The following is a 19698-nucleotide window of genomic DNA, read 5'->3' as shown; positions in this document are numbered from 1 at the left end:
TCACTCCTTGTGGGAGAGGGCGCGGACGGTGCGGGACGGGCTGGGGCGGCCCAGGGCCTCGGCCATCCACACGCTGGTGGCGGTGAGGCGGCCGAGGTCGACACCGGTGTCGATGCCGAGGCCGTGCAGCATCCACACGAGGTCTTCGGTGGCGAGGTTGCCGGTGGCGCTCTTGGCGTACGGGCAGCCGCCCAGGCCGCCCGCCGACGCGTCGACGGTGGTCACGCCGTGCCGGAGCGCGGCGAGGGTGTTGGCGAGCGCCTGCCCGTAGGTGTCGTGGAAGTGCACCCCGATACGGGCGGTGGGCACCCCCGCGTCGTTCAGGGCGGACAGCAGGGCCTGGACGTGGCCGGGGGTGGCGACGCCGATGGTGTCGCCCAGGCTCAGCTCGTCGCAGCCCATGTCGAGCAGCGCACGGCACACCCGCACCACCTGGGGGAGCGGTACCGGGCCCTCCCAGGGGTCGCCGAAGCACATCGACAGATAGCCGCGTACCTGCGCACCGGCGTCCTTCGACCGCTGGACGACCGGCGCGAACATCGTCAGCGCCTCGTCGACCGTGCGGTTGAGGTTGGCCTTGGCGAACGACTCGGTGGCGCTGCCGAAGACGGCGATCCTGCGGGCGCCCAGCGCCAGCGCGCGGTCCAGGCCGCGGTCGTTGGGCACCAGGACCGGCAGCGTCTGCGGGTCGAGGTCGCCGAGGAGCGGGAACAGCGCCTCGGCGTCGGCCAGTTGGGGCACCCACTTGGGGTGCACGAAGCTGGTCGCCTCGACGACCGGGAGCCCGGCGTCGGCGAGGCGGTGGATGAATTCCGCCTTGACCTCGGTGGGGACGACGGCCTTCTCGTTCTGCAGGCCGTCCCGGGCGCCGACCTCGTGGATCCGTACCCGCGCCGGCAGTCCGTCGGCGGGGATCTGCATGGGCAGTCCTGGTGCGGTCATGACGCGTTCTCCTGCTCGCCGTCGGGGGCGGGGGCGAGGCCGCCGGGCTCCTCGTGCGGGTCGACGACCGCCAGGACCTGGTCCATGGCGACGGTGGCGCCCGGCAGGACGTCAAGCGCGCTGACGGTCCCGGCGTGCGGCGCGGCGATGACGTGCTCCATCTTCATCGCCTCCACCACCAACAGGCCCTGCCCCGCGGTCACTTCGTCGCCGACGGACACCTTGACGACGGTGACCGTGCCGGGCATCGGGGCGGTCAGCGCGTCCACGCCGTGCCCGCCCGCCGCGCCGGCCAGCGTCGCCGCCACCGGGTCGTGGTCCTGGACGTGCCAGGCGTCGCCGTCCCGGCCCAGCCAGTCGCCCGCGCGGTGGAAGGTGTGCAGCACGCCGTCCACGGTCACTCGCACCAGGCCGGGCCCGACCTGCGCCGACCCCTCACCTGGCCGCACGTCGCGGGCCACCGGGTCCTGTCCTGGCACCCGCAGCCAGTGCCGCACCGGCGCGGGCTCACCGCCGAGACGGAAGCCGTCGGGCGCGCCGAACGGGTCGCGCCAGGCGCCCTCCGGCACCGCAGGCTCCAGACCGGCCTGGCGCACCGCCGCAGCCGCCGCGTACACCTCGTCCGGCACCCCGGACGGGACGAGATCCGCCGCCTCCCGCTCGACGAGCCCGGTGTCGAGATCGCCACAGACCACGTCGGGGTGGGCCAGCAGGCGCCGCAGGAACCCGGCGTTGGTGGTCACGCCGAGGGTGACGGTGGCGGCCAGCGCCGCCCGCAGGGTGCGCAGCGCCGCCGCGCGGTCAGGACCGTACGCGATGACCTTGGACAGCATCGGGTCGTAGCGGCTGCCGACCTCGGCGCCCTGGGAGAGGCCGGAGTCGGTGCGCACGCCGCCGCCCTGCACCTCGTGCAGCAGGCGGACCGTGCCGCCGGTGGGCAGGAAGTCGCGGTGCGGGTCCTCGGCGCAGATCCGGGCCTCGACGGCGTGCCCGGTGAAGGTGATGTCCTCCTGGGCGAACGGGAGACGCTCGCCCGCCCCGATCCGCAGCTGCCACTCGACGAGGTCGAGGCCGCGGTGCCCGGCGACGGTCGCGGTCAGCTCGGTGACCGGGTGCTCGACCTGGAGACGGGTGTTCATCTCCATGAAGAAGTACGACGCCGGGTCCTTGCCGGGGACGATGAACTCGACGGTGCCCGCGCCCCGGTAGCCGCAGGAGCGCGCCGCCTGCACGGCCGCCTCGCCCATCGCGGCGCGGGTCGCCTCGTCGAGGAGGACCGAAGGCGCCTCCTCGATCACCTTCTGGTGGCGCCGCTGCAACGAGCACTCGCGCTCGCCCAGATGCAGGACGGTGCCGTGGCCGTCCGCGAGCACCTGGATCTCGATGTGCCGCGGCCGGTCGATCCAGCGCTCGACGAGCAGCGTGTCGTCGCCGAACGAGCCACGGGCCTCGCGGCGGGCTGCGGCGATCTCATCGGCGAGCAGTGCCTGGTCACGGACCAGCCGCATGCCCTTGCCGCCGCCGCCCGCGGACGGCTTGAGCAGCACCGGCACCCCGATCTCCCGGGCGGCGGCGGCCAGTTCGGCATCTGTCAGGCCGCTGCCCGACGAGCCGGGCACGACCGGCACCCCGGCCGCCCGCACCGTCTCCTTGGCCCGGATCTTGTCGCCCATCAGGTCGATCGCGTCGGCGGACGGGCCGATGAACACCAGCCCCGCGTCCGCGCACGCCTTGGCGAAGCCGGCGTTCTCGGCGAGGAAGCCGTACCCGGGGTGCACCGCCTGCGCGCCGCTGCGCTCCGCCGCGGCCAGCAGCCGCTCCACCGACAGATAGCTGTCGGCGGCCGGCGCGGGCCCGATGCGTACGGCGGTGTCGGCCTCCCGTACGTGCCGCGCGTCCGCGTCCGCGTCGCTGAAGACCGCCACCGAACGGATGCCGAGGGCGCGCAGCGTACGGATGACGCGGACCGCGATCTCGCCGCGGTTGGCGACCAGGACGGTGTCGAACATGGTGGTGGGCATGGCTGTGGCGGTCCCTCTCGTGTCGGACATCCCGCTCCCCTGTGGCATCGCGCTCACATCCGGAAGACGCCGTAGCCGGGCGCGGTGGCGTCCTTGGCCGGCAGCGGCGCGTTGGCGCAGGCGGTCAGCGCGAGGCCCAGCACCCGCCGGGTCTCCAGCGGGTCGATGACGCCGTCGTCCCACAGGCGCGCGGTGGCGTAGTAGGCGTTGCCCTGGGTGTCGTACTGCTCGCGCACCGGCGCCTTGAAGGCGTCCTCGTCCGCGGCGCTCCACTCCTCGCCGCGCGCCTCCAACTGGTCGCGCTTGACGGTCGCCAGGACGGACGCGGCCTGCTCGCCGCCCATCACCGAGATCTTGGCGTTCGGCCACATCCACAGGAAGCGGGGGGAGTAGGCACGGCCGCACATCGAGTAGTTGCCCGCGCCGTACGAGCCGCCGATGACGACGGTCAGCTTGGGGACGCGGGTACAGGCGACCGCGGTCACCATCTTCGCGCCGTGCTTGGCGATGCCGCCCGCCTCGTACTGCCGGCCGACCATGAAGCCGGAGATGTTCTGGAGGAACACCAGCGGGATGCCGCGCTGGTCGCACAGCTCGATGAAGTGGGCGCCCTTCTGGGCGGATTCGGAGAACAGGATGCCGTTGTTGGCGACGATGCCGACCGGGTGGCCGTGCAGGTGCGCGAAGCCGGTCACCAGCGTCTGGCCGTACTCCGCCTTGAACTCCGCGAACCGCGAGCCGTCGACGATCCTGGCGATGACCTCCCGCACGTCGTAGGGCGTACGGGAATCGGCGGGCACCGCGCCGTAGAGCCCGGCCGGGTCGACCTTCGGTTCCTCGACGGGGCGCACGGACCAGGGGAGCGGCGCGCGGTCGCCGAGCGTGCCGACGATGGTGCGCATGATCCGCAGGGCGTGCGCGTCGTCCTCGGCGAGGTGGTCGGTGACGCCTGACGTCCTGGCGTGCACCTCGCCGCCGCCCAGCTCCTCGGCGGTGACGACCTCGCCGGTCGCGGCCTTCACCAGCGGCGGCCCGCCCAGGAAGATCGTGCCCTGGTCGCGGACGATGACGGCCTCGTCGCTCATCGCCGGGACGTACGCGCCGCCCGCCGTGCAGGAGCCGAGTACCGCGGCGATCTGCGGGATACCGGCGCCGGACATCCGCGCCTGGTTGTAGAAGATCCGCCCGAAGTGCTCGCGGTCGGGGAAGACCTCGTCCTGCATCGGCAGGAAGGCGCCGCCGGAGTCCACCAGGTACAGGCACGGCAGACGGTTCTCCAGGGCGATCTCCTGGGCCCGCAGGTGCTTCTTGACCGTCATCGGGTAGTACGTGCCGCCCTTGACCGTGGCGTCGTTCGCGACGATCACCGTCTCGCGGCCGGCGACCCGGCCGATGCCGGAGATCACCCCGGCGGCCGGTGCGGCCCCGCCGTACATGCCGTCGGCGGCCAGCGGCGCCAGTTCGAGGAACGGGGATCCGGGATCCAGGAGCGCGTCCACCCGGTCCCGGGGCAGCAGCTTGCCGCGCGCGGTGTGCCGGGCCCTGGCCTTCTCGCCGCCGCCCAGCCGGGCCGCCGCGAGCTTCTCACGCAGCCGCGCGGCCAGTTCGCGGTGCGCGGCCTCGTTGGCCCGCCAGGAGTCGGACGCCGGGTCGGCGGCACTCCCCAGCACCGGTGCCTGCTCCATCAGTACGAGCCCCCTTGCTCGGTCTCCGCAGGCCCGGCTTCTCATGGAAGCCCCCCGCGGTTAATGGGCGTTAACGTCACTCCCTTCAGGTTAACGAGCACTAACCCGGCTGTCTACAATTGTCGTCATGAGCAATGCGCACGCCCCCGCCCCGACCACCCGCCGCGAGCAGATCCTCAAGGAGGCCGCCCGGCTCTTCGCCGAACGCGGGTTCCACGGCGTCGGTGTGGACGAGATAGGGGCGGCCGTGGGGATCTCGGGCCCCGGCCTCTACCGTCACTTCACAGGCAAGGACGCGATGCTCGCCGAACTCCTCGTGGGGATCAGCGAGCGGCTGCTGGACGGCGGCCGGATGCGGGTCGCCGAAGGGGGCGAGACGCCGGAAGCGGTGCTGGACGCGCTGATCGACGGGCACATCGACTTCGCCCTGGACGACCGCCCGCTGATCACCGTCCACGACCGGGAGCTGGACCGGCTGCGCGAGGCGGACCGCAAGCGGGTGCGGCGGCTCCAGCGCGAGTACGTCGAGCTGTGGGTGGAGGTCGTGCGCCAGGTCCACCCCATGCCGTCCGAAGCGGAGGCCCGCGCCGCCGTGCACGCCGTCTTCGGCCTGCTCAACTCCACCCCGCACCTCGGCCGCCCCGGTTCACTCCCGGACCGCACGGACATGGCGCGGCTGCTGCACCGGCTCGCGCTGGGCGCGTTCGGCGCGATGGCGGGGGAGCCGGCGGCGGGAAGCTGAGCGGCTTCCCCGGGGTGGCGCGGGGTCACCCCTGGACAGGCGTAAGGACCGGCCGGTAGCTTTCGCTGAGCAAGCGCTTAGCCAGCGATCCGGAGGAGGCGGCCGTGCGTCGCACAGTGTTCAACGAGGACCACGAGGCGTTCCGCGCGACCATCCGCGCCTTCATCGAGGCCGAGGTCGTCCCCGTCTACGACGAGTGGATCGCGGCGGGCCAGGCCCCGCGCGACTTCTACCGGAAGCTCGGCGAGCTGGGTGTCTTCGGCATCGAGGTCCCCGAGGAGTACGGCGGCGCGGGTGAGACCAGCTTCAAGTTCAACGCCGTCATCACCGAGGAGTGCGCCCGCGCCGGCGTCAGCTTCGGCGGCTCCAGCGTGCACACCGGGCTCTGCCTGCCCTACCTCCTCGCCTACGCCACCGATGAGCAGAAGCAGCGCTGGCTGCCGCCCTTCATCGCCGGCGAGATGATGACCGCCATCGCCATGACCGAACCGGGCACCGGATCCGACCTGGCCGGCATGAAGACCACCGCCAAGCTCTCCGACGACGGCACGCACTACGTCCTCAACGGCGCCAAGACCTTCATCACCGGCGGCGTACTCGCCGACCGCGTCATCGTCTGCGCCCGCACCACCCCGCTGAACCCCGAGGACCGCCGGGCCGGCATCACCCTCCTCGTCGTCGACACCACATCCGACGGATACGCCGTCGGCCGCAAGCTCGACAAGCTCGGCCTGAAGACGTCCGACACCGCCGAACTCTCCTTCACCGACGTCAAGGTGCCGGTCGCCGACCGCCTCGGCGACGAGGGCAAGGCGTTCTCCTACCTCGGCCAGAACCTCCCCCAGGAGCGGCTCGGCATAGCCGTCAGCGCCTACGCCCAGGCCGACGCGGCCGTACGGTTCGCCAAGGAGTACGTCCAGCAGCGCGAGGTCTTCGGCAAGTCCGTCGCCTCCTTCCAGAACACCAAGTTCGTGCTCGCCGACTGCAAGACCGAGGTCGACGCCATGCAGGCCGTCGTCGACCGCGCCCTCGACGCCCACGACGCCGGGGAACTGACCGCCGCCGACGCCGCGTCCGCCAAGCTCTTCACCACCGAGCGCGCCGCCGTCGTCATCGACAAGTGCCTCCAGCTGCACGGCGGTTACGGCTACATGCAGGAGTACCCGATCTCCCGCCTCTACGCCGACACCCGCGTCACCCGCATCTACGGCGGCACCAGCGAGGTCATGCGCTCCATCGTCGCCAAGTCGATGGGGCTGTGAGCCTCCGCACCCCCGGAACGGAAGCGCCGCGCACGTGAACGACGCCCTGCGGTCCCTGCTCGATCTGCTCGACCTGGAGCCGATCGAGCAGGACATCTTCCGAGGCCAGAGCCGGGCCTCCGTCGTCCCCCGGGTCTTCGGCGGCCAGGTCGCCGCGCAGGCGCTGGTCGCGGCGGGCCGGACGGTCCCCGCCGAAAGGCCGCCGCACTCCCTGCACGCCTACTTCCTGCGGCCCGGTGACCCCGGAGCGCCGATCGTCTACACCGTCGACCGGATCCGTGACGGCCGCTCCTTCACCACCCGCAGGGTCGTCGCCGTCCAGCACGGGCAGCCGATCTTCCATCTCTCCGCCTCCTTCCAGATTCCCGAAGAGGGCCTGGAACACCAGGAGTTGATGCCGAAGGCCCCCGACCCGCTGACCCTGCCCACCGCCGCCGAGATGCTGCCCCGCTACGCCGACCGCTTCGTCGACCCCGGCGTCACCAAGCGGCTGCTTGACTCCCGTGCCGCCGTCGACCTGCGCTACGTCGACGCGCCCCCGTACGGCACCGTCGGCGAGATCCGCGAACCCCGCTCCCAGGTGTGGTTTCGCACGAACGGGTCGCTGGACGGGGCGGCGCAGGACGCGGACGGCGGCGCCGGTCCTGCCCGCCCCCTGCTCGACATCTGCCTGGTCACCTACGTCTCCGACATGACCCTGCTGGACTCGGTGCTGCTCGCGCACGGGCGCGGCGGCTGGGCGGTGGGCGACGTGGTCGGCGCCAGCCTCGACCATGCGATGTGGTTCCACCGGCCGCTGCGCGCCGACGACTGGCTGCTCTACGACCAGGAATCACCGACCGCCCAGTGCGGCCGTGGCCTCGGCAAGGGCCGGATCTTCACCGCCGACGGACAGCTGGCCGTCACGGTGATCCAGGAGGGCGTGATCCGGGTACCGCGGGACTGAGAAGGCGCCTCGGGGCGTCGGGCGAGGTGCCCTGGGACGCTGCGGGCGTCCCGGAGCACCCCGAGGCGTCCCGGGGCGCGCCCGTCCCGCTCCCGCCCGGTGATCCGGCACCCGCGGGGAATACTGCTGAACCATGGACCACGCAGCGGTGTCCGGGACGGCATCGCGTCCGTCTGCATCGGCCTGCTGCTGGTGTACGTCGCCTGGGTGCTGGGGCGCAGCAACGCCCAGCTCCTGATCGGGCGACCGCTGCCCCGGCCGATGCGGGAAACGGTGCGCGCGGAGCTGCGCGCGGTGCCGGAGATCGTGGACGTGCTGGAGCTGGTCACCCTCGTCCAGGGGCCGCGCGAGGTGCTGGTCGCCGCGAAGATCGACTTCCGGGACGTCTCCACCGCCGCACAGATCGAGCGGGCCTGCGAGGACGCCGAAGCGCGGCTGCGCGCCCGCTTCCCCGCGATCCGCCGGGTGTTCCTCGACCCGACGCCGGGGGCCGGGCAGCGCGGACGGTAGCGGCAGGGACGGGCGGACGCGGGCCCGGGGGACAGGCCACGATCGCCGCCCGGCCGCCGTCAGCGCAGGCCGGCCGCCGTCAGCAGGTACGCGGTCAGCGGGTCGTAGTGGCGCGGGCTCAGCACGTGATCGTCCAGCGGGATCGTCACTCGCACCGTGCCCTCGGACTCGGCGAGGAACAGCGCCGGGTCGTTGCAGTCGGCGAAACCCACCGCCTCGATACCGCGCTGGCCCGCACAGCCGGCCCAGCCGTGGTCGGCCATCACCAGATCGGGCAGCGGCCTGCCGTCCCGCTCAAGACCGTCGAGTACCGCCGTCATCGGCTCGGGCGAGTGGGTGTGCCACAGCGTCGCCCCGCGCTCCAGCATCGCCACGTCGCCGAACTGGAACACCATCCCGTCGTCCGCCTGCAGCCCGTCCGGAATCACGACGATCTCGCAGCCCTGCGCCCGCAGCGCCTCGGCCGTGGCGCGGTGCACGTCCAGCAGTCCGCCCGGGTGGCCGGTCGCGAAGAGCACCCGCTGCCGGTCGGCCGCCGCCTTGTGCAGCACCGCCGCCGCACGGTCCAGCGCGTCCACCGTCAGCTCGGGGTCGATGGTGTCCTGGCCGGTGCGGTGGTGCGGATCGTCGATGACGCCGCAGCGCTCGGCCATCACGGCCAGCACGTCCTGCTCGTCCGTCCACCGGTCGCCCAGCTCCAGGCCGAACCAGTAGTGGCGGTCGCCGTTGGCGAGTCTGCGGTAGTGGGAGAGGTTGTTCTCCCGGGGGGTGGCCACGTCACCGGCGATCCGGGTCCGCACGAGATGGTCGACGAGTTCGGCGCGCGTGGGCGTGTCTGCGGAGGCTATGGGCATAGCGCCATTGTGCCCGTACGGCCAGGCCGGGGCGCCGGAACACCGCAGAGCGGACGCACACCGCCGCGCCCCAGGTCACCGGGGGTGACCGCCGCTGCCCTGGCCGTTTCGTCGAACGCCGCATCCCGGCCTCACACAAACGTCGATGTCCCCCGCCCCGGGCCGTCCCTACCCTCAGCCTCATGACCACCGCATCCAGCGCATTCCCCGAGCCCGTGGGCCCCGTCGACTCCTCCCGCATCCCGCGCTACGCCGGGCCCGCGACCTTCGCCCGGCTGCCCCGCCTCGACGAGGTCGGCGGCCGGGCCGACGTCGCGGTGGTCGGCGTCCCCTTCGACACCGGCGTCTCCTACCGCCCCGGCGCCCGCTTCGGCGGCAACGCCATCCGCGAGGCATCGCGCCTGCTGCGCCCCTACAACCCGGCCCAGGACGCGTCCCCCTTCGCCCTCGCCCAGGTCGCGGACGCCGGCGACGTCGCCGCCAACCCGTTCCACATCAACGAGGCCGTCGAGACGATCGAGGCGGCGGCCGACGACCTGCTCGCCACCGGCGCCCGCATGATGACCCTCGGCGGCGACCACACCATCGCCCTCCCCCTCCTCCGCTCCGTCGCCAAGAAGCACGGCCCGGTCGCCCTGCTCCACTTCGACGCCCATCTGGACACCTGGGACACGTACTTCGGCGCCGAGTACACCCACGGCACCCCCTTCCGCCGCGCCGTCGAGGAAGGCATCCTCGACACCTCCGCGCTCTCCCACGTCGGCACCCGCGGCCCGCTCTACGGCAAGAAGGACCTCGACGACGACGAGAAGCTGGGCTTCGGCATCGTCACGTCGGCCGACGTCATGCGCCGCGGCGTCGACGAGGTCGCCGACCAGCTCCGCCAGCGCATCGGCGACCGCCCCCTCTACATCTCCGTCGACATCGACGTCCTGGACCCGGCCCACGCCCCCGGCACCGGCACCCCCGAGGCAGGCGGCCTCACCAGCCGCGAACTCCTGGAAATCCTGCGGGGCCTGTCCTCCTGCCACCTGGTCTCCGCCGACCTGGTCGAGGTCGCCCCCGCCTACGACCACGCGGAGATGACGTCGGTGGCCGCCTCGCACACGGCGTACGAACTGACGACGATCATGGCTCGGCAGATCGCGGGGGCGCGGGGGTAAGCGGTTGCGGTATGCGGTCGCCGGGGCGGCGGACGCTTCGTCCGCCGCCCCGGCCCGTGCCGTCAAAGGGTGTAGAAGTTGTCCGAGTCCAGGACGTGCTGCCAGGCGCGTGCCGCCGCGGCCTCCGGGTCGACCTCCCGTAGCCACTTGTCGAGTTCGGCCAGGTTGTCCCCGGCGTCGATGCCGCCGGACTGGGTGTAGGCGAGCATGTGGCCCCAGTGCAGCATCAGCATCGAGGTGAACGCGGCCAGGTCGGTGCCGACCGGGGTCACGCTGGGTTCGTTGGCGTCGATGGCCTCCGGAGTGGTCAGCCGGAACAACCGGCCGGTGCTGCCGTCCAGGCACAGGATGCCGCCGATCCAGATGCCGAGCCGGTAGAGCGGGCCTTCCGGGACGGGGCTTTTCGGGGATCGCGGTACGGGCTCGGTGACGAGGGCGAGCCCGTCCTGCGCGACGTTCACCGTGTAGAGGGAGTAGAAGTCCTCCACCGCGGGGAACCCGACCGTCGAGAGGAAGGCCCGGCTCTCGGGATGCGTCAGGCCGCTCGGCAGGTCGGCTTCGGCGATCCGGCGCACCGCAGCCGTGCCGAAAAGCGCCGCCCACCGCTCCGCTGTGGGACGGCACTGTTCCTCGTCGAACGCGCGCGGGATGACATGGCCGTGCGGCCGGTGGGCGAGGAGTGCGTAGGGCAGGTCTTCCTGGGGCAGCAGATCCGGCGCGATCTCGATCGCGTAGAGGCCGCGGGCCCCGCCGAGCACCACCAACTCGCCGACTGCGAGTGATGCTTCCACGTTGGGCAGGCGTAGCACTCCGGTCTCGCCGTTCCCGCCCGCCCGTCGCAGGTGGAGGCTGTGCCAGAACCTCTGGTCGTGTTCCACTTCCCAGACGGCTGGGGTGTCCGGTGTCCCGGTCTGCGGAGCGTCGGCGGATTCCGGCGGGCCGACGGGGCGGCCGGTGGCCGCTTCCCAGGTCCGCTCCACGCCGTCCTCGCCGGTGCTGATGACGTATCCGGCGCGCTCGGCGGGGCGCAGGGCTTCGATCGGCCCGGTCCAGAACTCGGGCGGATCGAAGCGGCCGGGCGGATTCCAGTGGGACCACACCGTGCGCCAGGGGAGCGGCGCGAAAGCCGAGGCGAGCGTGTCAGCCGCGGCGGTGTCTCCCCAGGTGACCGCGGTGTGATGCAGCCACGCGACCCACTCCGCGTGGGAGGACGGCGCGATACCCCGCTCGTCCAGGTAGTGAAGGGAAGCCGCGCGACTGTCCGGCGGAACCCCGTCGGGGAATCCGGTGGGCAGCGCTTCGAGGAGGGAATTCCGCTCGCACTGGCCAAGAGCCGCGGCGTCATCCAGTACGCGTGCGAGCTGCCCGGCGGCTGCCGCGTGCGGGGCCAGTGCGCGCTGCCAGTAGGACGTCAGATGCCCCGTGTCTCCGTCCGTCCGGTGGGAGAAGAACCGCCGGACGATTTCCGTGTGGAAGGTCTGGGACGCTTCGTCGGGAATTCCCTGGCGCAGTGCCTGGGCGGTGGATTCCGCGACGAATGCCACGTACGTGTGCTCGTCGTTTCCGGCGCTCTCGGCCTGCTCGCCGCCTCCGGAATCGCCATTATCCGGGAGGAGGGCCAGCAACTGCTGCTGCTCGGCGGTGATGTGCCGAAGTGTGCGGGTGTCCGTGGGATGCCCCCACAGGTCGCACAGGGCGCTCCATTCGGTGAGCGTGACCTTCTTGGTCTCGGCCAGTGCCAGGCATTCCAGCGCCGCGCGGTGAGGTGAGTGAAGGCGGTCGAGCGTGGGGTGGTGGGTTTCCTGGTTGGCCGACGGCTCCAGCCGCACCACGGGGGCGCCCTTGTAGAGGCGGGCGATCGAGGTGTCCGTTTCGGCGATGATGTGGACGTCATCGACGTCGGAATCGGACCCCAGCGCGCTCAAGATATTGTCCCGGACGTACTGTGCCTCGCCTCCGGAACGGCTGACGCCGGACCATTGCGTGTTGGCCAGCAGAAGGAGGCGGCTTTCTCCTTCTTCCTCCACGGCTTCAGGGATGTCGGCCGCCTCGTACCAGAAAGGCGGACTGGGCAGGGAGAGAACTCTGACAAATTCTTCCACGATTTGGTGACCCGTGAGCCCTGAGGCATCCACGAGCACTGCTTCTTCGTGGGTGTCCCGCAGCTGCTTCAGCAGTCTGCTCTTCCCGGACAGGGAAGGGCCATCGAGGTATCGAATGATCCCTCTCGAATCTGAATCGGAGATCCAGGCTTCCAACGCTTCCGCGGCTCCGTGGCCGTCAGTGCTTTCCATGACTCCTTACCCGTACCGCAAAAACATCGACGTGACGTGAAGGGTGTGACGCATGAGGTACGTCGCAGTGCTCGCCAGGTCTATGACCGCAAACCATCATTGTCCATCACCTTACTCCAGGCCCTGCCGAGCCTGGACATGTTCTTGGCGAAATCACGATTGTTCTTCTTCTTGCGATCCTCTTTGGAGTCCGCGCCGGGTTCGAGTTCCGCGTCCTTGCGGTATCCGGTCGCGTAGAACACGTCGACACCAGGGATTCTCTGGGAAAGCTGTTGGGAGCAGTTCGCGTATCCCGACCCCTTGCCACATGGTTCACGGTCTGTGTAGAGGCTCAGCGGTTCATATTTCTGCCCATCCTCCCGGCGGCTGTTCAGCCGGTCGAGCGAGTCGAGGATATGCGTTTCGGAATGCTGTCCCGTGAATTTCTTGTCGGCTTTGTAGGAGCTGTCGACGATGTACTTCACTTTCCCGTCTGCGGGATCGTAGACCTCTACGGCCGCGTAATTCCTTCCGGTGAAGTCCGGGCGGTGCTCACCGGATGCCTCCAGGGCTCCGGAAAGGCCCTTCCTCTTGAACTCTTTCTCGATTGCTTCTTTGAGCAGATCGTCGTCACGGTTGGCGGCCGGCCAGCGCGCTGCCTTGTGCGCCTCCACGGACGGATTCTTTGTTTCGGTTGCTCCCTTGGGAAGCGGGTTTTCCTCTTTGTCGGTCCCTTGTGCCCCCTCGGCATCGGACGGTGCGTAGGGATAGTGCGAGGGCTCCGGGCTGGCGCCCACGGCGTGGGCCGCGTGGAAAGCGACGCTGAATCGGCCAAGGGCTGCGACCACGGCGCCCCTTTCACCGGGATGCATGTCCTCGAATCCCGGGAGGGCGGTGCTGAGGGCATCACGGTCGAGGAGAATCCGCTCGGGTTCTCCGTTGGGCCGCAGACGAACGTTGCCCTGCTCGTCCTTCCGGGGCTCGCACATACGCAGGACATCTGCGAGCGGGATGTTGTTCTTGGGCGGGTGCGGCTGGGTCCACGTCTCCAACTGCTGGTAGACGTGCTCCATCGCGACCTGCCGGACATCGTTCGTCTGCCGCAGGTTCTGCTGGTCCGGCATCGGATACATGCCGTGATGCGTCGAGTGGACGTCTTGCGCAGGACCGAGCCGGGCATGCGATGTCCGGTCCTTCTCGTCCCTCGGATGCTGGGGACCGCTGTCCGCGTCCTTCGCGTCCTTTGCGTCGTGCGGGTCGGCTCCGGCAGGGGTCGCGGGTGGGCGTCGGCCACCGGCGGGGGCGTCAGGGGCGTTCCGGTGGGACGCGTCGGACCGGTTGCCGTGGTTGCCCTGCGCGTTGGCATTCTGCGTACCGCCCGATGAGGGGGTCGGGCCGACGGGCCGCCGGTTGGCGTCGAGGGGGATGGCGTGGACGCCGTTGTCGCCGTTGTGGAGGGGCTTGTTGCTGCGTTGGCCGGTCTGGGCGTCGACGTAGGTGATCTTGCCCTTGTGGTTGACGACGTTCCAGGCGTGCGCGCGGCCGTTGCTGTCCTGGGTGATGATCACGGCCTGGGAGCCGTGGCCGGAGTTGCGGAGGTCGTTTTCCAGGCGGTTGAAGGCGTCGCGGCCGTTGCCGTAGTCGTTGAAGCGGGCGCCGAGGGTGTTCTCGATGCGGTCGCGGCCGTTGTTCTCGCCGCGGTCGGACGGCGTGCCGTCTAGGTGGGTGTCGGGCGTGCGGTGGGCCGCGGCGGTGGGGTTGCCCGCGAAGGTGTCGGTGGCGGCCAGGGCGGCGTCGACACAGTTGTTGCTGCGGCCGGGGGCGTCGGGGCCGGGGTCGTTGATGCTGTCGACCCAGTGGCCGTCGTCCGGGTCCGGGTGCCGCTGCGGGTTGCCGTCCTCGTCCCGGGGGATCGAGTTCTCGACCTGCTGCTGATGGGCGTCCGTCGGCCCGTCGAGACCGCCGGGACGCTCGCGGTTGCGGGTGTCGGAGGCGGGGGTGGGGGTGGGGTCGGAGTGGGATTCGGGGTCGGGGTCGGGACCGTGGGGGGTGTCGGGGTTGGCGTGGGGGGTGGAGTTGGGGTGGGTGTCCTGGGTGGGGTGGTTGTTCCCGTCGGGGTGGGGGGTGTGGTCGCTGTCCGGGTGGGGTGTGGCCTCCGGGTTCCTGGGGTCGGGGCGGGGCGGGGTGCCTTCCGGACGTGCGGCGTCGGGGTGCGGTGGGGTGCCCTCAGGGCGAGGGGTGTCCGGGCGCCTCGCCTCGGGGCGGGGAGTGCTTGGATTCCGGTCCTGCTGGGGGGTGTTGGGGCGCGGGCCGTCCAGGCGGGGGTCGTGCGGGCGGGACGTCGGTTCGTTGCGCGGGCCGTCCAGGCGCGGGTTGTAGGCCGGGCGCTCCGGGGTGCGCTGCTGGCTGATGTCGTGGATCGGCTGGGTGCCGTCGGGCCTGCGGTTGGGGCGGGACAGCGGGGTGCCGGTGGACGGCGAACCGGTGGGCGGGGTGCCGGCGCGTGGGGGCGTCGCGTGCGGGGCGGAGGGGGCGCCGCCCTGCGGGGGCATGGCGGGGGGCGCGCCCATCATCGGGCCCGGGGTCTGCGGGCCGTTCTGCGCGGGCTGTTGGGGCGTGGACGACTGCGGGGCGGCACTCTGGTCCGCCGGCTGCTGGGTGGGCGGCGGCGCGGTCATGGTGTCGGCGGACTGGGTGTGGACGGTGGTGTCGCTCTCGTCCACGGTCGGCATCGGGTTGCCCGGAGCCGGGTCGCGCTGCTGGATCGGCGGGCCGTGCGACGGCGAGTGCTGCACCGGAGCGCCGGCGCCGCTCTGGGACGGCACGCTCATGTGCGGGGCGCCGCCGCGACCGCCGCCGGAACTCTGCGAGTCGTCCCCGTTGTTGCTGCCGTTGTCAGCGGGAGCGGTGGGGGTATCGGCGACGGGTGGGTTGCCGGGCATCGCGTCGGGTGTCGGGGACGCGGGGGGCGGGGGTGACTGGGCGGAGTCCGGGTGTGAGGGGCCGTCCGGGGTGGGCGGGCTGTTGTCGGGGGCCGGCGCGGGAGTGGGCGCCGAGTCCGGGTGGAGGGACGGTCCCGGGGTCGGCCTGGTGCTGAAGGAGTCCTGGTCCGGGGTGTTGTGACGGTCCGGACGGGCGGAGTCCGGGGTGTTGTCGGGGGTCGGGTGGGTGCCGACGGAGCCGGGGTCGGTGCGGAGGGAGTCGGGCGGGCTGCCGGGGGTGGGGTGGGTGCCGATCGAGTCGGAGTCGGACCGCAGGGAGTCGGGGGGACTGCCGGGGGTGGGGTGGGTGCCGATCGAGTCCGGGCCGGGGGGCGCGTCGGGGGTGTCCCCGTACGGGTTGTGGTTGCCGCCCTGGAAGCCGTGGTCGAACGGGGAGCGCTGGTCCGGGGGCGGGAGGGGTTGGGGTTGCGGCGTATCGCGGCGCGGGCCGGCGCCCTGGCCGGAGTCGTCCCGGGAGGGGGCGCTGTCCGGGGTGGTGGACGGGTCGCTGCCCGGCCCCGAGTCGGGGTTCGGACCGGTACCTTCCGGTCCTGGGCCCGCGTTGTCGGAGGCGCGGGGGGAGTGCGAAGGGGCGCCGTCGGAGCCGCGGTTGCCCGAGCCGGAGCCGCCGGAGCCGTCGCCGCCACCGCCGCCCGAGCCGTCGCCGCCCGACCCTGAGCCTGCCCCTGAGCCGGAACCCGAGCCCGACCCCGATCCGGACCCCGACCCCGAGCCATCGCCGCCGGACCCGGACCCGGACCCGGACCCTGAACCGGACCCGGATCCCGCCCCCGATCCGTCGCCCGTTCCGCTTCCGCTCCCGCTGCCCTCTCCGCCCCCGTCGCCGCTGTGATGGCCCGCGGCCGAGTCCAGGCCGTGGCGGGCGTGGTGGCCGGCCTTGCCGCCCGCGCCGTCGCGCAGCGCCTCGGTGAAGGTCTGGCCGGAGTTCTTGAGGGCGTTGACACCCTCCTCGGCGCCGGTCTTGACGCTGCGGCCGACGTCGAAGCCGTTCTGGGCGCCGAAGTGCATGTTCATGCCCTGGGCGATGGCGTCGGAGATCATCGCCTGGAGGGCGGAGACGGCCGGTTCCTTCAGCGTCTCGACGATCGCCTCGACCAGCGCCTCTCTGGCCTCCTTGAGGAGGCGGCGCACGATCATACGAGTGGCCTGGGTGGCGCCCGCCGCGCCGATCTCGGATAGCCCCAAGGTGAAGGGGGCCGCCGCTTGGGCCGCGATGATCTCCGCCGCGAGGATCGCCAATTGGGCGATCACCGCGACTTTCATCCCGATGATGATCGCCGCACCGGCGTCCAGCGCGAAGGCGATCAACTCGGCCGCCGTGCGCGCGTCGTTGAGGTAGCCGCCGCCGTTGCCCGCGAACTTGTCCCAGGTCTTGCTGAAGCCGTCGATGCTGTCGCCGGAGTTCGCCGAGAGGACGTTGCCGGCCGCGGTCACACCCTCCGACTGGAGCTGTTCGATCGTCGAAGCGAACTCCCGCCACTGGTTGGCGGACTCCATCATTTTGTCTTCGTCGCCCGTCGGCCAGTCGAAGCCGAGCATTTCGAGAACCCACTCGGCCCAGTCCGGCAGCATGAGTGACATGGCAGCAATCCCCCGTAGGACAGCGAAGCGATGACGAAGATGGAGACGAAGATGAAGGCGGAACGCGTGGAGTAGGTGGAGCCGTGGTGGAGACGGGGACGGAGACGAAGACGCTGAGAGTGACGGTCACCCGGCCGGTGATGCGGGTGTGGCAGGTGTCGCGGGGCGTGTGACGCGCGGCGGGCCCTGCGCGCCCTGTGTGCCCCGCGCACCCGCGACTCAGGTGGTGTCAGGTAGTGTTGGGCGCCTTGAGAGCGGCGACCTTCTGGCCTTCGGCCTCCGCGTTGTCGACGTGCTGCTTCATCAGCGAGTCGGTGAAGTCCTCGCCGGCCTCGTGGTTGGCGCCCATGGCCGTCAGCGCACCGCCGACTTCCTGGAGTTTGGCCGCCAGGTGGCCCATCGACTCGTACATGCCGTCGCGCAGCCCCTCGTACACGACGCCGAACTTCTCGCCGACCTCGTCATCGCCCCACGGCGGAGTGTCCTTGCCCTCCAGCCCGGTGAGTGCCGACTGAAGCTTGTCCACGGCTGATTGGTAGCGCGTTCCGATGCTGTCGAAGTCCTTGCCGCCGGCCTTCAGTGAAGGTATATCGGCCTGCAGTCCGTCTCCGGCCATCGTTCCCCCCGTTCCCAATAGATCGTCATGATCAGCACAGCATTTCGCAAATTCTAGTCGCGGGAGTCGGGTTGTGTTCAAGGCCCGACTGTCACAGTGCCGTCACCGATGAGGTGCCGGCGCCGGGGGACGGCGGCTCGGCGGCCGGGCCGGGGGCGGTGGTGGCGCGGTCCAGGGCGCGGAGGGCGAACCAGAGTTCCATGCGGACGTCGGGGTCGTCCAGGTCGGTGTCGAGGAGGGCGGCGATACGGGTGATGCGCTGGCGGGCGGTGTTGCGGTGGATACCGAGAGTGGTTGCCGTGGCCTCCCAATTGCCGTGCTGCGAGAGCCAGTTGTGCAGGGTGCTGAGGAGGGGAGGGGAGTCGGCCAGTGGGGCGAGAAGGGTGCGGGCGTGCTGCTGGGCGTCCGTGGGGGAGACGAGGGAGCTGATGCCGTGAGGGGACGGGGGACGGTGACGTACGAGGGGGGTGCGGCGGGCGACGGCACGGCGTAGGGCGGCGGCGGCATGGCGGTCGGCGGCCGGCAACTCCGTGACCGTCGCGGGTGCGCTGACGCCGAGTGTCCAGCCGGGGTGCGCGGTGACCTCCCGATCGGCGGGGAGCAGGGCGCGTAGGGCCGGGGGTGTGCCGGGGGAGGCGGGGGCCGGAGCGGTCAGGGGGGTGCCCAGGGCGGTGGCGAGGGCGGCGGGGGAGCCGGGTGTGCCGCGGCGGGGCTCGGCGTGGACGACGGTCCAGAGGGGAGCGCCGAGGAGCGGTCCGACGTCGGACGGGGGCGCGCCGATGAGCAGTTGGGTCAGCGCGGTGGCGTGCGCGGTCGTGCCGGGAGCGCGGGTCGCCGACGGGCCGGTGATCAGGGACAGGAGCACGGCGGCCGTGCCGGCGATGGTGTGTGCCGCCGGGGTGTGCGGGGCCGCCGCCACGACGAGGGCGAGGGAGCCGCCGGTGTCGGGGCCTTCGGGGCTGTTGGGGCTGTTGGATCCGTCGGGACTGCGGGTGGTGAGGGCGTAGGCGGTGAGGTAGGTGCTGGGGGTGAGGTTGGTGCTGGAGGTGTGGTCGTGGGGTGTTGTGGTGGCCGGGAGGGTGTCGGTGGCCGAGGACGGGCCGCCGGGCCGGACGACGCCTGACAGCCGGGCGGCGGCGGCCAGGCCGGAGGCGGTGGGGCGGGGTCCGGCCGAGGCGTGCTCGGTGCCGTCCGGGGTGAGCAGGGCGGCCCAGCCGTGCACATGGCGGGCCAGCGCCCGGAGCACGGCGGGCGCCGGGTCGGTGCGGGTGGCGGCTGCGGCGAGCGCGCGCTGGGCGTCGTTGAGCCGGGTCAGTTCGCGGTGCCTGGCCTCTGTGACGGCCTGCCAGACGGCGCTTTCGACGGCGGTGAACGGGGTGCCGGCCGGGACTTCGATCAGCGGCAGCCCGTGCCGGTCGCAGGCCGCCACCAGGGCCTGGGGGACGGCGTCGTGCACCGGCGCGATGCCGAAACCGAGGGCGGCGGCACCGGCGGCGACGGTTCGCGCGGCGTACCAATCGAGGTAGGCGTCCAGGGAGGGTGGAACGGGCAGGGAGGGCGGAGCGGGCGCGTCGGGCGGCGGGGGCACGGGCGCCGGAGACGCCGGAGGCGAATCCCACCCCGCCTCACCCGCCGGACCCGTCCGTCGCTCGGCCCCCACCCCGCCCAACGGACGTGCCACGTCCACCCCGGCCAACGGATGCGCACCACTCACCCCGCCCACCCCATCCACCGGTTTCGCCCCAACCGCCCGTCCACTCAGATGCACCCCAGCCGTCAACAGCAGCTCCCCGCCCAGGAGATACGGCACCGGGTCGGCCATCTCCGAGGTGTGGACCCAGTGGATGGCCACCCCTTCCCGAGGCCCGGCGATCTGGCGCAGGCCCAGATCCGCACGGGCGAGGAGCGCGGCCAGTGGCACGGGTGGTGTGGAGGGGGAAGCGGGGGTGGAAGGGGCGGGGCCGTCTTCCGTCGTGGAAGGGGAAGCGGGGGCGGAAGGGAGGGGGCCACCTTCCGTAGTGGAAGGGGAAGCGAGGACGGAAGGGACGGGGCCGTCTTCCGTCGCGGAGGCGGACGGGGGCCGGGTTCCGGGGGACGGCCG

General features: G+C 71.9%; 12 protein-coding genes and 1 pseudogene. 5 read left to right on the top strand and 8 right to left on the bottom strand.

The genetic code is table 11. From position 1 onward, the window contains the following. From ACGFNI_RS19915 to ACGFNI_RS19905, 3 genes are read right to left on the bottom strand one after another with little or no spacing between them, the layout of a single operon-like run. A complete protein-coding gene (locus tag ACGFNI_RS19915; protein ID WP_393685446.1) occupies positions 1-942 on the bottom strand; it encodes a hydroxymethylglutaryl-CoA lyase in 942 nt (313 codons plus the stop codon). After that, the gene (locus ACGFNI_RS19910; RefSeq protein WP_393685444.1) at positions 939-2963 is read right to left on the bottom strand and encodes a biotin carboxylase N-terminal domain-containing protein; all 2025 of its coding nucleotides are present in this window, start codon (positions 2961-2963) and stop codon (positions 939-941) included. Before ACGFNI_RS19910 ends, ACGFNI_RS19915 begins: the two co-directional genes overlap by 4 nt. A gap of 53 nt (positions 2964-3016) precedes the next feature. Next, positions 3017-4648: a carboxyl transferase domain-containing protein gene (locus ACGFNI_RS19905; RefSeq protein ID WP_393685443.1), complete on the bottom strand. Its 1632-nt coding sequence runs from the start codon at positions 4646-4648 to the stop codon at positions 3017-3019. Between the two features lie 127 nt (positions 4649-4775). Here ACGFNI_RS19905 and ACGFNI_RS19900 point away from each other — a divergent pair, with 127 nt between their 5' ends. From ACGFNI_RS19900 to ACGFNI_RS19885, 4 genes and pseudogenes are all read left to right on the top strand, one after another. Then, positions 4776-5390, top strand: a complete 615-nt coding sequence (locus tag ACGFNI_RS19900; RefSeq protein WP_393685441.1) for a TetR/AcrR family transcriptional regulator — start codon at positions 4776-4778, stop codon at positions 5388-5390. A 104-nt stretch (positions 5391-5494) separates the two neighbouring features. Next, positions 5495-6652, top strand: a complete 1158-nt coding sequence (locus ACGFNI_RS19895; protein ID WP_393685439.1) for an acyl-CoA dehydrogenase family protein — start codon at positions 5495-5497, stop codon at positions 6650-6652. A 34-nt stretch (positions 6653-6686) separates the two neighbouring features. Beyond that, complete coding sequence (locus ACGFNI_RS19890; RefSeq protein WP_393685438.1) at positions 6687-7598, top strand: acyl-CoA thioesterase; 912 nt, start codon at positions 6687-6689, stop codon at positions 7596-7598. Between the two features lie 141 nt (positions 7599-7739). Then, positions 7740-8108 (top strand): annotated as a pseudogene (locus ACGFNI_RS19885) (cation diffusion facilitator family transporter); the annotation flags it as partial. Positions 8109-8167: 59 nt separating this feature from the next. Here ACGFNI_RS19885 and ACGFNI_RS19880 read toward each other — a convergent pair. Continuing rightward, positions 8168-8962 carry a phosphatase gene (locus ACGFNI_RS19880; RefSeq protein ID WP_393685436.1) on the bottom strand — a complete coding sequence of 265 codons (795 nt, stop codon included), beginning with the start codon at positions 8960-8962 and terminating at the stop codon, positions 8168-8170. Positions 8963-9144: 182 nt separating this feature from the next. Here ACGFNI_RS19880 and speB point away from each other — a divergent pair, with 182 nt between their 5' ends. After that, positions 9145-10125, top strand: coding sequence for an agmatinase (gene speB, locus ACGFNI_RS19875; RefSeq protein ID WP_393685434.1), 981 nt, complete (start codon positions 9145-9147; stop codon positions 10123-10125). Positions 10126-10187: 62 nt separating this feature from the next. Here speB and ACGFNI_RS19870 read toward each other — a convergent pair whose 3' ends face one another. The 4 genes from ACGFNI_RS19870 to ACGFNI_RS19855 form a co-directional block, all read right to left on the bottom strand. After that, entirely contained in the window at positions 10188-12050 is a 1863-nt protein-coding gene (locus ACGFNI_RS19870) for an SUKH-4 family immunity protein (protein ID WP_393685433.1), read from the bottom strand. Positions 12051-12499: 449 nt separating this feature from the next. Then, positions 12500-16981, bottom strand: a complete 4482-nt coding sequence (locus ACGFNI_RS19865; protein WP_393685431.1) for a toxin glutamine deamidase domain-containing protein — start codon at positions 16979-16981, stop codon at positions 12500-12502. 229 nt (positions 16982-17210) lie between these two features. Continuing rightward, positions 17211-17507, bottom strand: a complete 297-nt coding sequence (locus ACGFNI_RS19860; RefSeq protein ID WP_393685430.1) for a hypothetical protein — start codon at positions 17505-17507, stop codon at positions 17211-17213. Positions 17508-17688: 181 nt separating this feature from the next. After that, positions 17689-19512 carry a helix-turn-helix domain-containing protein gene (locus ACGFNI_RS19855; protein ID WP_393685899.1) on the bottom strand — a complete coding sequence of 608 codons (1824 nt, stop codon included), beginning with the start codon at positions 19510-19512 and terminating at the stop codon, positions 17689-17691. Positions 19513-19698 lie beyond the last annotated feature (186 nt).

This window comes from Streptomyces sp. NPDC048644, assembly GCF_043199105.1.
Lineage (GTDB): Bacteria > Actinomycetota > Actinomycetes > Streptomycetales > Streptomycetaceae > Streptomyces.
The sequence above is the reverse complement of the archived record's forward strand: the minus strand, read 5'-3'. Positions and strand labels throughout refer to the sequence as shown.